Origin of the sequence: Streptomyces sp. CB01201 (assembly GCF_002803085.1) — a bacterium.
GTDB lineage: Bacteria > Actinomycetota > Actinomycetes > Streptomycetales > Streptomycetaceae > Streptomyces > Streptomyces hundungensis.
Genome location: NZ_NNBJ01000001.1, coordinates 852,697 through 866,616 on the forward strand (window position 1 = coordinate 852,697; position 13,920 = coordinate 866,616).

Below are 13,920 nucleotides of genomic sequence, written 5' to 3' on the forward strand. Positions count from 1 at the left end.
GTCAGACGGAGGCGTGCGGTCCCTCGGTGGCCTTGCGGTGCTGCATGGCCGTGAGCCGCCGTACGAAGAGGATGGCGAGCAGGGCGGCCGTCAGATTGAGGGCGTCCGCCAGCATGACCACATCGGTCGAGCGCTGGACGGCCTCGGGTGTTGTGGCATGACCGGCCATGGTCGTGCCGACCCGGTAGACGAGCAGGCACGCTATCCAGGTGCCCCACCACGCCCTGATGGGCCATTGCGAGACCGTACGCCACGCGCCGTCCGGGGCGTGCTGGGTGCTCGCGACCCATGTCTCGCGCGCGACGCCGAACGGGAGCCACAGATTGCCCACGGGGATGAACCATCCGCCGATGGCCCACCCGCGGCTGCGCGTGCAGATGTCCGGCGCCAGGACATCGGCGTTGGAGCGCACCCGGAAGAACCAGATGATGAAGACGACGGCGGTGGCGAGGACGGCGGACATCTGGAGATACCCGGACAGCTGGTAGAGCAGGTCGGTACGGTCGATCTCCTCGGAGCCGCGATCGAGTATGTCCCCGGCGACGATGCGCAGTTGGAGGTCTGCGTACAGGGCGAACAGGTCGGTGGCGGCCGCCACGCCCAGCAGCACACTGGTCGCGGTGGCGAGTCCCCGTGGTGAGCGCAGGGCCGGGGTGGTGATGTGTGGCTGTGATGCGAGCTGAGATGGTGGCAGCATGGTCGAGATCCCCCCACGGGCATGAAGAACCCCACGTGAGATCCGTGGGGGTGTCGCAGGACCGTATGTGACTCGGAGGGGTTCCCACAAATGGGATAACCGGCTACACCTCGGAGTCGTTGCCCGTCCCCCGGTGCAGGATGGCCTCCCGCGCCGATCGGGCGAGCTTTGCCGAGGCCTCCTGGCCCTGGCCCTCGTCGGTGAAGTAGACGGCTCCCATGCTGCCCTTGTCCAACCACGCGCAGTTCACCATCGGGGTGGTGGCCACCTCGTAGGACACACACCGCATCGAACCACCGAGACTGCCGGGGGCGGCGCTCCAGGACGAGCGCACCGGGTAGCCGATCGCCTCGGCGCCGCGCTGGATTTCGGCCAGCCCCTCGGCGGGTGCGTCGTGGAAGTCTCCCGTAGCGCCCCACACCAGGAGCGCCGGCTGCTCGGGATCCGGGCCGTACACGTAGGCGAACGTCCGGGCGCCCTCGGCGGAGAGATCCGGTATGAGGCTCTCCACGCGCGTCCGCACCGGGCTCGCGTCCTGGCGCTCCAGGCCCTGGAGGCGGTCGGGTGCCGACACCGTGTAGCGCGGGTACGCCGCGTACTGCCGGTAGCTCCAGACGCCCGACGCCACGCCCGCCGCGACGATCGCGACGAGAACCACGGCGCCGGTGGCCAGCTCGCGGCGGGGGTACGCCGGGACCGGCGGCAGGGCGGGGAAGGCCGGGGCGCCGGCATCGACGGGCGGCGCCGGCGGGCGGGCGGCCGCGCGGGTACGGGCGCGCCGCAGGAGGGTGTTGAGCGGCAGGGCCACCAGGAGCGGGGCAAGGACGGCCAGCCGCGACCACCAGGGGAGGTGCAACGCCGGGACGGCCAGGAGCACCACCACGTACCAGGCCGCGCGCAGGAGCCCCGTGAGCACGGGAGCCCGTGCCATCCGGCGCAGCGGCGCCCGGCCGGGGCGGGCAAGTGCGCCGAGGGTTTCGGCGAGCACCGCGAGACGGTCGTCCCCGGGGCGGGCCTCGGCCTGGCGCCGGGCCCGTGCCGCGGCCGAGGCCGGGTCGCCGACGGCCGCCAGAACCAGGCGGACGTCGTGCAACTGGGTACGTGACGCCGACGGCGGCTTCGGCCCGCCGAGCCCGCGCCCGCTCCGCTCGACGCGCAACGCCTGCGGTGATCCGGGTGCCAACTCGCGCACGCGGCGGGCGAGTTCGGGGCCGCGGTCGTTGCGGGCGGGCCGGTCCAGGTAATCGCTGGCGAGGCACAGTTCGGCGTAGGCGGCGAGGAGGTCGAGGTCGTCCGGGAAGGCTTCGAGGCCCTCCTGGTAGGCGGTCTCCGCCCGGTCGTCGTGGTCGTCCTCGTTCTCGGCGGCGTGGGCCCGGCCGAGGGTCAGGAACAGCCGGGCGTCGGGTCCCTCGGCCGTCAGCGCGTTCCCCGCGGCACGCCGGGCCTCGGCGAGCCGTCCCGCCCGAAGATGCTCTTCCGCCTCCGCGCACGCGGACATGACCTCTTGATGCTCGGCCTGCATGGTTTCCCCACCCCTGATGAATCCGCCGAGCCCCTCGAATGGGTCGGCGCGCAACTATCGCCCGGGGAACGCCGCTGGTCAAGGCCTATATCGCAGCCCCGCCAACGCGGCTCGCGGGTGGGGGAGTCCGGGTTGCTCGTGCCGGGTGCCCGAACTCCCGACCGGGGCCGCCCGCCCGGCCGTCGTGCTTTCGGCCGATGTGTCGCTCGGGCGCGCCGGGGCCTAGGGCCCCCTGATCGAGGACGTGTGGCGCCAAGGGGCGGCCAGGGACTTGGACAGGCTTGATCCGTGCCGTGCCGTGCTGTCCCGCACCGAGCGCGGCACTCCCTACCGTTCTTCCCTATCGAGAGGCTGTCCCTTGATGTTCTCCCGGTCGACTCGCACCCTGCGCCGCCGCGCGGCCGCCGCCGCGATCGTCACCACCGCCGTCGCGGGCGTGTCCCTCTCCGTGGCCGGCCCGGCCTCCGCCGCGTACGGCCCCGACTACGGTGACGCGTGGGTCAACAACTACACCGGCAAGTACGCCGACAACTGGACGAAGACCTACGGCAAGGACTACGGCGACGCCTGGACCCCGCACACGCCGGCACACAACCGCGCCGATGTCGCCGTCACCGCCTCCGGCCCCGCACACATCGACCACGACGCGGAGCGGCTGTGGACGGTGACGATCACCAACACCGGGAAGTCCACGGCCCACACGGTGCGCTCGGTCACCACCATGCCCAGTGGCATCGAGCACCGTGCCCACCGCATCGTCCAGGGCAGCGCCCACGCCCAGCTGACCGGCGAGGGCCGCGTTCTGGTCACCGTCGACGCGCTCAAGCCGGGCGAGACCGTGCGCTTGCAGATCGCGGGCCGCGGCCCCTCGTACGGCGGTGGCGACGTCCAGCTCGTCGCCAAGGTGACCACCACGTCCCCCGAGAGGACCACGTCCAACAACACCGCGACGGTCCGCACCCGCATTGCCTGAGCAGGCATGTGAGGGGCGGAGCGGCCCGGGGGCCGGTACGGGCGGCGCAGCCTCAAGAACTTGCTGCAAGTTTCTGAATGATTTTGCGTCATCTCTTGACGGGGCGCCGGGCTCGGCGGGATCGTCGTCCTCGCGCAACCGAGCCCGACCGCCCCGGCGGGCCTAGTGCCGAACACCGTTGCTGCCCACCGGCGTTCGGCACGAGACGCCCGCACGCCGGTCCCGGGACGGACCAGGCGCGCGGGTGCTGCCGGGGGCGGCGGGCGGGTTGCGCGAGCCGCGGTGTCGGCCGATGCCGCGGGTTTCCTCCCCGCAGCACGACCGCGCCGGGCGCCACCTCCCCATGGCCGCCCCGAGGTGCGGACCGACGCTGCCCCCACCTGCCCAGGGAGCCGCCATGACCGCACCACCGACCCGCCGAGCGAACGCCGCCGCGCCGCCGACCCGGCGCCGCCGGGCCTCGGCCGGCCTGTTCGCCGCCGGGGCTCTGCTCGTGGGGGCGATCCTTCCCGTCGCCTTCCAGGGCACCGCGCACGCCGCCACCGCCAATGGCGGCGACGTGATCGCCAACCTCTTCGAGTGGAACTGGAAGTCGGTCGGCCAGGAGTGCACGACCGTCCTCGGGCCCAAGGGGTACGGGGCGGTCCAAGTGGCCCCGCCCGGAGACTCGATCCGCCTCTCCGGCGGCACCCACCCGTGGTGGGACGTCTACCAGCCGGTGGGCTACGACCTGAACAGCCGAATGGGCACGGAAGCGCAGTTCGCCGCCATGGTGACGGCCTGTCACAACGCGGGTGTGAAGGTGTACGCGGACGCGGTGATCAACCACACCGCGGGCGCCAACCAGACCAGCACCGACTCCTACGGCGGCGCGAGCTTCGACCCGGGGGCCTACACCTACGGCAGCATCGGCTACGACCGCTCCAGCTTCCACGACTACCCGGCCAACTGCCCCAACGCCGGGAACGTCATCAACGACTGGAACAGCGCCCAGCAGGTCCAGGAGTGCCAGCTGGTGTCGCTCTCGGACCTGTACACGGAGAAGGACGACGTCCGCTCGAAGATCGCCGGATACCTCAACAAGCTGGTGGGGTACGGCGTCGACGGCTTCCGGATGGACGCGGCCAAGCACATCGCGCAGGCCGACATGGCCGCGATCCTCGCAAAGGTGGGGGACACCCGCTGGGGAGGTCGGCCCTATGTGTACCAGGAGGTCATACCCGGCGGCAGCGGACAGCTCGCACCCGGCGCGTTCGAGGGCAACGGCAGCGTCCTGGAGTTCACCTACGCCCACAAGCTCAAGGACCAGTTCAACGGCAGCATCGCCAACTTGAAGACATTCGGGCAGAGTTGGGGGTTCGAGCCCAGCGACAAGTCGGCGGTCATGGTGACCAACCACGATCTGGAGCGCGACGGCAGCACGCTCACCTACAAGGACGGCGCCAAGTACACCCTGGCCCATGTCTTCGAACTCGCCTGGGGCTACGGCACCCCGCAGGTCTACTCCGGGTTCCGGTTCAACAACAGCGACGACTCACCGCCCGCCGACGCGAGCGGCTACGTCAGCGACACGGACTGCTCCACCGGTGCCTGGAACTGCGCGGACCGCGACCAGGGCATCGCCAACATGGTGGGATGGCACAACGCCGCCAAGGGGCAGGGCGTGGCCAACTGGTGGGACAACGGCGGCAACGCCATCGCCTTCAGCCGGGGCAACGCGGCGTGGGTCGCCATCAACAACGGCGGGGGTGCGGTCACCCAGACCTTCACCACCGGGCTCGCGGCCGGGACGTACTGCGATGTCATCCACGGCACACCGGCCACGGGCGGCAGCTGCACGGGCCCCGCGGTGACGGTCGACTCCTCGGGCCGGGCCACCGTCACGGTCAACGCGGGCGACGCGGTCGCGCTGTACGCGGCCGGCGCCACCTGCGGCGCCAACTGCCCGACGTCCTCACCCACGCCCACGCCCACTGCCTCCGGCACCGTGAGCGAGACCTTCCACGAGACGAAGACGACCGCGTGGGGACAGAACGTGTACGTGGTCGGCTCCGTCCCGGCGCTCGGCAACTGGGACCCCAACGCCGCCGTCGCCCTCTCCCCGGCCTCCTACCCCGTGTGGTCGGCCACCGTGAACACCCCGGCGAACACCCGCTTCGAGTACAAGTACATCGTCAAGGACGGCTCGGGGAACGTGACGTGGGAGTCCGGAGCCAACCGGGTCCACACCGCCCCCGCCTCGGGCACGGAGACCTTGAACGACACCTGGAAGTAGCGGGAGACCAGCGAGCGGGGCGGGCGGCACGTCGACCCGGTGGGGCACGAAGGCGGGCGGGTGCGGTGCCGAGCGGCCGCGGACCCGCCCGCCCGCGGTGCGGCTCGGCTCCGGCAGGGGCGGCCCGATGATTTCCACCCGCTCAGGCAGTCGTTAGGAGGGAGAGCGAAAGGAGATCCGCCATGCCGACACACGGATCCGCCCAGCACCCCACCACCGAGCTCGACGCCCGCTACAGCTCCGCGCTCAACCCCAGGCCCGGCGCCGCGCGGGCGGACGCCACCGAGTGGGCCGAGGCGCAGCGCGAGCTGGCACGGGCCGAGATCTTCTGGGTGTCCACGGTGCGGCCCGACGGCCGGCTGCATGTCACACCCGTGATCGCGGCCTGGCACGACGGGGTGCTGTACTTCTCCACCGGCCCGGACGAGCAGAAGGCGAAGAACCTCGCCCATGACGACCACTGCGCCCTCACCACCGGGACGAACGCGCTCACCGAAGGGCTCGACCTGATCGTCGAGGGCAGGGCTCGGGCGGTCACCGATCCGGCGCTCCTGGAGCAGGTGATCGACGCCTACGAGACGAAATACGGGGCACACATCACCGCACCCGAGGGCACCTTCCACGGGATCGGGGACGCGTTCCGCAAGGGGGACGTGCGGTTGTTCGCGGTCGCCCCGGACACGGCGTACGGCTTCGGCCGGGACGGCGGGGCCTTCACGCACACGCGGTGGTCCTTCTGAAGCGATGGCGTCGGGCGGTGGTGACGCAGTCGTGCGGCGCAGGGCCGTCCGGCTCCGGTCGATCCCCGGCCGAGGATCGCGGCCCGCATCCGCCGCCGGGTTCCCGGCTCTTTGACGGCCTTCCTCGTGTTGTGTGAGCGAACGATGACGGTGGGCCCCGTGCCCGTTCTGTGATGGTTCGCTGAAGCCATGAACAGCGAAGACTTCCGTTCGAGCGTCCTCCGACCCCGCCAGTGCCCCTCCCGTGGCCTTGCCCGGCGCGCCCGCCGCGCCGCCGCTCTCGCCGCCGTGCTCGGCGTCGCGCTGGCCGGCTGCGGCGGGCACGACAGGGACGCGCGGCAAGGCCCCGGCGACGCGGCGGCTCAACCGTCGGGAGCCGGCGGCAACGGCACGAGGGTGCTGTGGGTGGGGGACTCCATCGCGGGCGCGGAGGCCCCCGCCCTGGGCGCGGCCCTGAAGGCGGGCGGGGTGGAATTCAAGGACACGTCGTCCGACGGGGGCGGTACGGTCGTCGACGGCGGTGACGGGATCACCGGCAAGATATCCGCCGACACCTGGAAGCAACTCGCCGCGAACATAGGCTCGTTCAAGCCCACTGTGATCGCCTATCAGGTCACCACCTACGACTGGGGACCCCAGGACAAGCAGCGGGCCGCGTACGAGAAGCTCGCCAGGACCGCCCAGGACGCCGGCGCCAAGCTGGTTCTCGTAACGGCCCCGCCCATCAAGATCGACGACTTCTACAAGAAGTACGAGCCCCAGATGCGTACCGCCCCCGAGGCGGCTCGGGAAGCCGCCGAGAACAGTGCCGGAGCAGCCGTGTTCCTCGACTCCTCCCAGCTGTGGGGCACCGACGCGGCGGCGAAGAAGGCGCAGCGTTCCTCCGACGGCATCCACAACTGCCAGCAGGGAGCGGCCGCCTTCGCCAAGTGGCTGAGCGAACAGCTGGGCCGGGAGGCCGGGTTCACGCCCGCACTCGTGGACGCCTGGGCCAAGGGGGCGTGGACCGGGGACGCCCGGTACGGCACCCTCAAGTGCGGCGCCTGAGGACCCGCGACCCATGTCCGCCTTCCCTCTCGCGTCCGCCGCACCGCCCCGCCATCGCGCGCCGCGCCCCGGCGGTCGAGCCCACATCGCCGCGCTCGACGGGCTGCGCGGATTCGCCGTCGCGGCTGTACTCCTGTTCCACGCAGGCCAGTTGAGCGGCGGCTTCCTCGGCGTGGACCTCTTCTTCGTCCTGTCGGGGTACCTCATCACCGGGCTGCTGCTCGGTGCGGCGCCGGGCGGCGGCCCGGCGGCGCTGGTCGGGTTCTGGGTCCGCCGGGCCCGCCGTCTGCTCCCCGCCCTGGTCGTCGTGGTCGTGGTCACCGTGCCGCTCGTGTGGGTGCTGGGCACCGTGGAACAGCTGCGCTTCGCGCTCGGCGACCTGCCGTGGGTGGCCGCCCAGGCGGTCAACTGGCACTACATCGCCGAGGGGATCGGCTACTGGAACGCCTCGGACACCCGCGTCTTCGCCCACCTGTGGAGCATCGCCGTCGAGTGGCAGTTCTACCTGGTCTGGCCGGTGGCCCTGGCCGTCGTCGCCCGGGGCCGGCACGCCCGGCGCACGGTGGCAGCCGTGGCCGGAGCCGGCGTCCTGGTCTCCCTCGCCCTGACGGTCACGCTCGGGGCCGCGGTGGACACCACCCGGGCCTACGAGGGCACCGACACCAGGGCGGTCGCGCTGCTGCTGGGGGCGCTTGCGGCGACCACGCCGCCGCGCTGCCTCGCCGGACTGCCGCGACGCGCGGCCGACGCGCTCTGCCTGCTGCTCGCCGCCGGGCTCGCGGTGGCCTGGGGGGTGACCGACGGCGAGAAGGCGCCACTGCTCTTCAAGGGCGGCCTGTTCCTCCACTCCGTGGCCGCCGCTCTGCTGATCGTCGTCATCGCGCAGGTGCCCGGCACCAGGGCGGCACGGCTCGCGGGGAGCCTGCTGCCGCGCCGGCTGGGCGAGTGGTCCTACAGCCTGTACCTGTGGCACTGGCCCGTATTCCTGGTGCTGCTGCCGCGCCTGTCCGGGCTGGGCGACTGGGGTGCCACGGCCGTGGCCATCGGGGTGTCGCTCGCCGCCGCCGCGGCGACCAAGCGCTTCGTCGAGGATCCTGTGCGGTTCCGCTCGGGCTGGGCGCGAGGGCGCCGGGGCCCGATCGTGGTGGCCGTCCTGGTGCTCGCCACGGTCGCCCTGTGGCTGCTCATCCCGGTCCCGGTGCCGGGCGCGGGCACGGTCGACGTCGACCAGTTGCGGTGAACCCGGCGCCTCATCGTCGGGGCCGCGCGGCTGGACCTCCGATCCGGAGGGGGCGGGGGCCGAAGGCGCGGTGCGGCGGTGTCCGCGGACTTCTGCCCGCTATTACCGTGCATGTGTGGAATGTGCGTTGCATCCGGTGAAGGTGAAGGGATCCATTCATGACCCGCGTGCTGTTGATCGAGGATGATCCGGCGGTACGCCGGGGTGTCGTCCTGGGGCTGCGCCGCTACGGGCACGAGACCGAGGCGGTCGGTACCGGCGAGGACGGCATGGAGGCGCTGGAGGCCTTCAGGCCGGACCTCGTACTTCTCGATCTGATGCTGCCGGGCATGAACGGCCTTGAGGTGTGCCGGCGCATCCGTGAAACGAGCCAGATCCCCATCGTGATCCTGTCCGCGCGCGGCGACGACATGGACGTCGTGGTGGGTCTCGAAGCGGGCGCCGACGACTACGTGGTCAAGCCCGCCAGCGGGGCGCTCATCGAGGCCCGGATGCGCGCGGTGCTGCGCCGCGTCGCCCCCTCGCAGGCCGATGCCGACACGCAGGCCGGGCCGACGGTGGTGGGAGACCTGGAAATCGACCGCGGCGCGCTGCGCGTCCACAAACGCGGCGCACTCGTGCCGCTGGCCCCCTCCGAGATGAAGCTGCTGCTCTTCCTCAGTGCCGCCCCGGCCCGGACGTTCAGTCGGCAGCAACTCCTCGAAGACGTCTGGGAGCACAGCTACTACGGTGACGCGCGCCTGGTCGACGCCTGCGTGATGCGACTGCGGTCCAAGATCGAAGACGATCCGCGCAACCCCGGCTACGTCCAGACCGTACGCGGCTTCGGCTACCGGTTCGGCCCGGTGCCCGCGTGAGACTCCCCCTGGCTCGCGGCCTGCGCACGCGCCTGGTCGTGGCGTTCCTGCTCGTCGCCGCGCTCAGCGCCCTGATCACCGCGGCCCTCACCTTCCGCCAGGCCCGTGGCGCGATCCTCCAGCGCACCCAGAACGCGGCCGTGCACGACCTGCGCCTCCAGACCGACTCGCTCGCCCCGAACCTGCCGGCCGAGCCCACGGACGACGACCTGCGCGGCCTCTCGCGACAGTTGGACCGGGTCGGCGGCGCGCGCGGCTGGAACACCGCCGTCTCCCGTGCCGACGGCCCCCCGCTCGGCACCGCGAGCCCCGTCGGCACCGCCCTGGGCGCGGCGGCCCGCAAGAGCAACACCACCCTGTACGAGCGCACCGACCGGAGCGACGTTCCGCGCCTGCTCATCGCCATGCCCGTCAACTACGAGGCGCGGAGCGGTACTTCGGCCGCGAAGCCGTCGGGCCTCGTGGTGTACGCCACGTTCGCCCTGGGCGCCGAGCAGGCCGACATCTCCGCCCTGATCGCCGCCGCGTGGGCCGGTGCCGTCCCGGCGCTCGCCTTCGCCGCCGTGGCGGCCCTGTTCGCGGCCCGTCGCGTACTGCGGCCCGTACGGCACCTGCGCACCGCCGCCGAGAAGATCACCTCGGGCGCGCTCGACACCCGGCTCGACGTCACCGGCAACGACGAACTGGCCGAGCTCACCGGGACGTTCAACGCGATGGCCAGCTCGCTGGAGCGCGACGACGCGGAGCTGCGCCGCATGGAGGCCAACGCCCGCAGGTTCGCCGCCGACGTGTCCCACGAGCTGCGTACCCCACTGGCCGCGATGGCCGCCGTCACCGACGCGCTCGACGAGGACGCCCACTCCGGCCAACTGCCCCCGGACACCGCCGACGCGGTTCTCCTCATCAGCGACGAGACCCGCAAACTCTCCCGCATGGTGGAGGACTTGATGGAGATCTCACGCTTCGACGCGGGCGCGGCGGCCCTGCATCTCGACGAGGTCCCTCTGCGCACGCTCCTGCTCAAGACGCTCACCCTGCGCGGCTGGAACGAACCGGGGCAGGTCGTGACCCGCCTTCCGGACCGCGACGTACGCGTACGGGTCGACGCGCGCCGCGTCGACGTCGTGCTCGCCAACCTGATCGCCAACGCACTGCGGCACGGCACCCCGCCCGTGACCGTCGAGGCGCGCGTCCTGGACGACAGCCTCGTCATCGACGTCGCCGACCGCGGCCCGGGCATCCCCGAGGACGTGCTGCCGTACGTCTTCGACCGGTTCTACAAGGCGGACGTCGCGCGGACCCGCTCCGAGGGCAGCGGCCTCGGACTCGCGATCGCCAGGGAGAACGTGCGGCTGCACGGCGGCACCCTGACCGCCGCCAACTCTCGCGGTTCGGGCGCTGTGTTCACCCTCAGCCTGCCGATCGCAACGCTGCGGGAGGAGCAGGCATGAGGCGCCACGTCGTATGGCTCACGGCCCTGCTGACGGCAGCTCTCGCGGGGTGCGGAGTGGGCGAGACGGGTCCGGCGTCGGCCGGCCCGCCGGCGTCCGGGCTGCGCGCGCCGGGCAGTGTGCGGTACTACGCGCAGGTCTACTTCGTCGGCCCGTACGGGGTCCAGGCCGTCGCCCGCCGAGTGAAGCCCCCGGCCGGTCCGCAGCAGGCTCTCGATCTGCTTCTCGAAGGCCCCGACGCGGCGGAACGGGCCCGTGGGCTGATCACCGAGGTGCCCGCGATGCCGGGACGCCCGACCGCGACCGCCGGGGCCGGAGCGGTGGACCTCTACCTTCCGGTACCGGTGGCGAGGATGAGCGGCGGGGGCCTGGGCGTGACCCAGCTCGTCTGCACCGCCGCCAACGCCCAGGTACCGGGCGGCAAGCAGCCACCCGCTGTGGACGTGCGCGTCCACGAGGCCGACACGCCCGGCATCTGGACCGTGCGCTGCAACGCGGCCGGAAACGTCCTGCCCGTGCCGAACGCCTCACCGAGCAGCCCCTGAGCCCGGCCGGCCCGGTGCCGCTGCCGGGGGTGAATCTGTGTATCGTCGGCTGACTCGAAGCTCGAAGATCACGGGGGAACCATGTTCAAGTCCTCAGCCCGAGGCGCGGCCGTCGCTGCCGTGGTGCTGGCCGCGGCCTGTGTGTCCTGCGGTGCGTCACCGAAGTCCGACACACCGGCCGCGGGGGCCGGTGCGACGGCGGCGAGTCGTCATGCGGCGGCGTCGCCGACGCCGGACGGCTCGGGGGCCGACGGCGCTGCCGCCGCGCCCGCGGCCGCGCCCAGCGAGCCGGCCACACCGGGGGTGGAGAAGGTCCGGGACGCCTTCGCCGGGCTTCAGGCGACCCTGTTCGACTCGTGCACCCCGGGCAATTGCGCCTACTTCCTGGGGCGCGTCTACGACGAACTCCACGGCATGGACCAGGCCATGAAGGCGGATCCGAAGGGTCCGGGGCACTTTCCCGAGCCGATCGCCCTGATCAGGAAGCTCGACGCGCAGCTCGGCGGCGATCGCTCCTTCGGCAACCTCAAGAGCCATCAGAGTCTGCTGATCGGCACGCGCGACAAGATCAACACGTGGATGCAGGGCCACCCGGAGGACTACCGCTGAGGGGGCGGACCGACGCGCCGAGCGCCACGCCCCGGCCGCATCCCCGCCCGTGCAGGGAACGCGCCCGGCCGGCGGCGGGCCGCGATGGACGGCCCACCGCTCGGGGCGCGTGCCGGCTCAGCCCGCGAGGCCGGCGCGGTGGGCCCGGACGATGTCCGCGTACCGGTGGCCGCTGGCCTTGATGGTGCGGGCCTGCGTGGCGTAGTCGACATGCACGAGGCCGAAGCGCTTGTCGTAGCCGTAGGCCCACTCGAAGTTGTCCAGGAGCGACCAGGCGAAGTATCCCGCGAGCGGGGCGCCCTTGCGGGCCGCCGACGCACAGGCGGACAGATGGCGTTCCAGGTAGTCCACCCGCTCCAGGTCGTCGATGCTGCCGTCGGGGCGGAGGACGTCCGGGAAGGACGAGCCGTTCTCCGTGACGTAGATCTTCCGGGCGCCGTAGTCCTCGGTCAGCCGGAGCAGCAGGGACTCGATGCCGTCGGCCTCGATCTCCCAGTCCATTCCGGTGCGCGGCACGTCGTCACGGCGGATGGAACGCCCGTAAGGTACCGGGCCGTTGGGGTCGTCGGCGACATAGGCGGGGAAGTAGTAGTTGAGGCCGAGCCAGTCCAGCGGGGCCGCGATGGTCGCCGGGTCGCCCGCCTTCTCCGGGAGTTCGACGCCGTACACCTCGCGCATGTCGGCGGGGAAGCCGCGGCCGTGGACGGGGTCGAGCCACCAGCGGTTGACATGGCCGTCCACGCGCCGGGCGGCGGCCAGGTCCTCGGTGCGGTCGGTGGCCGGGTGGACGGGGGAGAGGTTGTTGACGATGCCGATCTCGGCGCCCGGGGCCGCGGCGCGGATGGCCTGGGTGGCGAGGCCGTGGCCGAGGAGCAGGTGGTAGGAGGCGCGGACGGCCGCGGTGAGGTCGGTGAGGCCGGGGGCCATCCTGCCCTCCAGGTGGCCGATCCACGCCGAGCACAGGGGCTCGTTGAGGGTGGCCCAGTGCGACACCCGGTCGCCCAGGCGCTTCGCGACGACCGAGGCGTACGCGGCGAAGTGCTCGGCGGTCTCACGCTCGGGCCAGCCGCCCCGGTCCTGGAGGAGCTGCGGGAGGTCCCAGTGGTAGAGGGTGACGGAGGGGGTGATCCCCGCCGCGAGGAGCGCGTCGATCAGGCGGTCGTAGAAGTCGAGGCCCCGGGCGTTGACCGGCCCTTCGCCGCCCGGCACCACGCGCGGCCACGCGACCGACAACCGGTAGGCCCCGACGCCGAGTTGCTTCATCAGGGCCACGTCCTGCGGCCAGCGGTGGTAGTGGTCGCAGGCGATGTCCCCGTGGTCGTCGTTGTCGATCTTGCCGGGGGTGTGCGAGAAGGTGTCCCAGATGGACGGCGAGCGGCCGTCCTCGGCGACGGCGCCCTCGATCTGGTACGCGGAGGTGGCCGTGCCCCACAGGAAGTCGTGCGGGAGTGCGGCGAAGTCGATCGGTGCGGACACGGAAGTCCCTTTCGGAAGGTCGGAGTCGGTCACTTGACGGCGCCCGCCGTCAGCCCGGCGACGAGATAGCGCTGGAGCAGCAGGAACCCGGCGACCACGGGGACGCTCACGACGAGGGAGGCGGCCATGATCTGGTTCCAGTACACGTCGTTGAGCGTGGAGTAGCCCTGGAGGCCCACGGCGAGCGTGCGGGTTTCGTCGTTGGTCATGACCGAGGCGAAGAGCACCTCGCCCCACGCCGTCATGAACGCGTAGACGGCCACCGCGACGATCCCCGGCATCGCGGCCGGCACCACGACGCGGAACAGCGCGCCGAGCGGACCGCAGCCGTCCACCAGGGCCGCCTCGTCCAGATCGCGCGGCACCGAGTCGAAGTAGCCGATCAGCATCCAGATGGAGAACGGCAGCGAGAACGTGAGGTACGTCAGGATCAGCCCGCCGCGCGAGCCGAACAGGGCGACGCCGGTGGCGTTGCCGATGTTGACGTA

The 13,920-nt window shown here is 72.1% G+C and carries 13 protein-coding genes; 9 read left to right on the forward strand and 4 right to left on the reverse strand.

Going from position 1 to position 13,920, the window contains the following annotated elements:
* Position 1: 1 nt before the first annotated feature.
* Positions 2-697 carry a DUF4328 domain-containing protein gene (locus CG740_RS03800; RefSeq protein WP_100573408.1) on the reverse strand — a complete coding sequence of 232 codons (696 nt, stop codon included), beginning with the start codon at positions 695-697 and terminating at the stop codon, positions 2-4.
* Positions 698-800: 103 nt separating this feature from the next.
* The gene (locus CG740_RS03805; protein ID WP_100573409.1) at positions 801-2,219 is read right to left on the reverse strand and encodes a tetratricopeptide repeat protein; all 1,419 of its coding nucleotides are present in this window, start codon (positions 2,217-2,219) and stop codon (positions 801-803) included.
* 361 nt (positions 2,220-2,580) lie between these two features.
* Between CG740_RS03805 and CG740_RS03810 the strand changes: the two genes are divergently transcribed.
* The 9 genes from CG740_RS03810 (at position 2,581) to CG740_RS03850 (ending at position 11,956) form a co-directional block, all read left to right on the forward strand.
* Positions 2,581-3,192, forward strand: a complete 612-nt coding sequence (locus CG740_RS03810) for a DUF11 domain-containing protein (protein WP_100573410.1) — start codon at positions 2,581-2,583, stop codon at positions 3,190-3,192.
* 397 nt (positions 3,193-3,589) lie between these two features.
* A complete protein-coding gene (locus tag CG740_RS03815) occupies positions 3,590-5,467 on the forward strand; it encodes a carbohydrate-binding module family 20 domain-containing protein (protein ID WP_100573411.1) in 1,878 nt (625 codons plus the stop codon).
* Between the two features lie 182 nt (positions 5,468-5,649).
* Positions 5,650-6,207, forward strand: coding sequence for a pyridoxamine 5'-phosphate oxidase family protein (locus CG740_RS03820; RefSeq protein WP_100573412.1), 558 nt, complete (start codon positions 5,650-5,652; stop codon positions 6,205-6,207).
* 189 nt (positions 6,208-6,396) lie between these two features.
* Positions 6,397-7,254: an SGNH hydrolase domain-containing protein gene (locus tag CG740_RS03825; protein WP_100573413.1), complete on the forward strand. Its 858-nt coding sequence runs from the start codon at positions 6,397-6,399 to the stop codon at positions 7,252-7,254.
* A 13-nt stretch (positions 7,255-7,267) separates the two neighbouring features.
* The gene (locus tag CG740_RS03830) at positions 7,268-8,494 is read left to right on the forward strand and encodes an acyltransferase family protein (RefSeq protein WP_199846311.1); all 1,227 of its coding nucleotides are present in this window, start codon (positions 7,268-7,270) and stop codon (positions 8,492-8,494) included.
* 158 nt (positions 8,495-8,652) lie between these two features.
* On the forward strand, positions 8,653-9,351 hold the full coding sequence (locus tag CG740_RS03835) for a response regulator transcription factor (RefSeq protein ID WP_100573414.1): 699 nt from the start codon (positions 8,653-8,655) through the stop codon (positions 9,349-9,351).
* A complete protein-coding gene (locus tag CG740_RS03840) occupies positions 9,348-10,802 on the forward strand; it encodes a sensor histidine kinase (protein ID WP_100573415.1) in 1,455 nt (484 codons plus the stop codon). Before CG740_RS03835 ends, CG740_RS03840 begins: the two co-directional genes overlap by 4 nt.
* The gene (locus CG740_RS03845; protein WP_100573416.1) at positions 10,799-11,347 is read left to right on the forward strand and encodes a GerMN domain-containing protein; all 549 of its coding nucleotides are present in this window, start codon (positions 10,799-10,801) and stop codon (positions 11,345-11,347) included. The genes CG740_RS03840 and CG740_RS03845 overlap by 4 nt, the downstream gene beginning before the upstream one ends.
* Positions 11,348-11,428: 81 nt before the next feature.
* Positions 11,429-11,956, forward strand: a complete 528-nt coding sequence (locus CG740_RS03850; RefSeq protein ID WP_100573417.1) for a hypothetical protein — start codon at positions 11,429-11,431, stop codon at positions 11,954-11,956.
* Between the two features lie 117 nt (positions 11,957-12,073).
* Here CG740_RS03850 and CG740_RS03855 read toward each other — a convergent pair whose 3' ends face one another.
* Both CG740_RS03855 and CG740_RS40715 read right to left on the reverse strand, forming a co-directional pair.
* On the reverse strand, positions 12,074-13,432 hold the full coding sequence (locus CG740_RS03855; protein WP_100573418.1) for a GH1 family beta-glucosidase: 1,359 nt from the start codon (positions 13,430-13,432) through the stop codon (positions 12,074-12,076).
* A 29-nt stretch (positions 13,433-13,461) separates the two neighbouring features.
* Positions 13,462-13,920, reverse strand: a 459-nt coding sequence (locus tag CG740_RS40715) for a carbohydrate ABC transporter permease (protein ID WP_234376031.1), incomplete at its 5' end; no start/stop codon positions are given.

Bases quoted from the DNA above. Each gene is read 5' to 3' on its own strand.
- CG740_RS03800 (WP_100573408.1), bottom strand. From the start codon at position 697: ATGCTGCCACCATCTCAGCTCGCATCACAGCCACACATCACCACCCCG.
- CG740_RS03805 (WP_100573409.1), bottom strand. From the start codon at position 2,219: ATGCAGGCCGAGCATCAAGAGGTCATGTCCGCGTGCGCGGAGGCGGAA.
- CG740_RS03810 (WP_100573410.1), top strand. From the start codon at position 2,581: ATGTTCTCCCGGTCGACTCGCACCCTGCGCCGCCGCGCGGCCGCCGCC.
- CG740_RS03815 (WP_100573411.1), top strand. From the start codon at position 3,590: ATGACCGCACCACCGACCCGCCGAGCGAACGCCGCCGCGCCGCCGACC.
- CG740_RS03820 (WP_100573412.1), top strand. From the start codon at position 5,650: ATGCCGACACACGGATCCGCCCAGCACCCCACCACCGAGCTCGACGCC.
- CG740_RS03825 (WP_100573413.1), top strand. From the start codon at position 6,397: ATGAACAGCGAAGACTTCCGTTCGAGCGTCCTCCGACCCCGCCAGTGC.
- CG740_RS03830 (WP_199846311.1), top strand. From the start codon at position 7,268: ATGTCCGCCTTCCCTCTCGCGTCCGCCGCACCGCCCCGCCATCGCGCG.
- CG740_RS03835 (WP_100573414.1), top strand. From the start codon at position 8,653: ATGACCCGCGTGCTGTTGATCGAGGATGATCCGGCGGTACGCCGGGGT.
- CG740_RS03845 (WP_100573416.1), top strand. From the start codon at position 10,799: ATGAGGCGCCACGTCGTATGGCTCACGGCCCTGCTGACGGCAGCTCTC.
- CG740_RS03850 (WP_100573417.1), top strand. From the start codon at position 11,429: ATGTTCAAGTCCTCAGCCCGAGGCGCGGCCGTCGCTGCCGTGGTGCTG.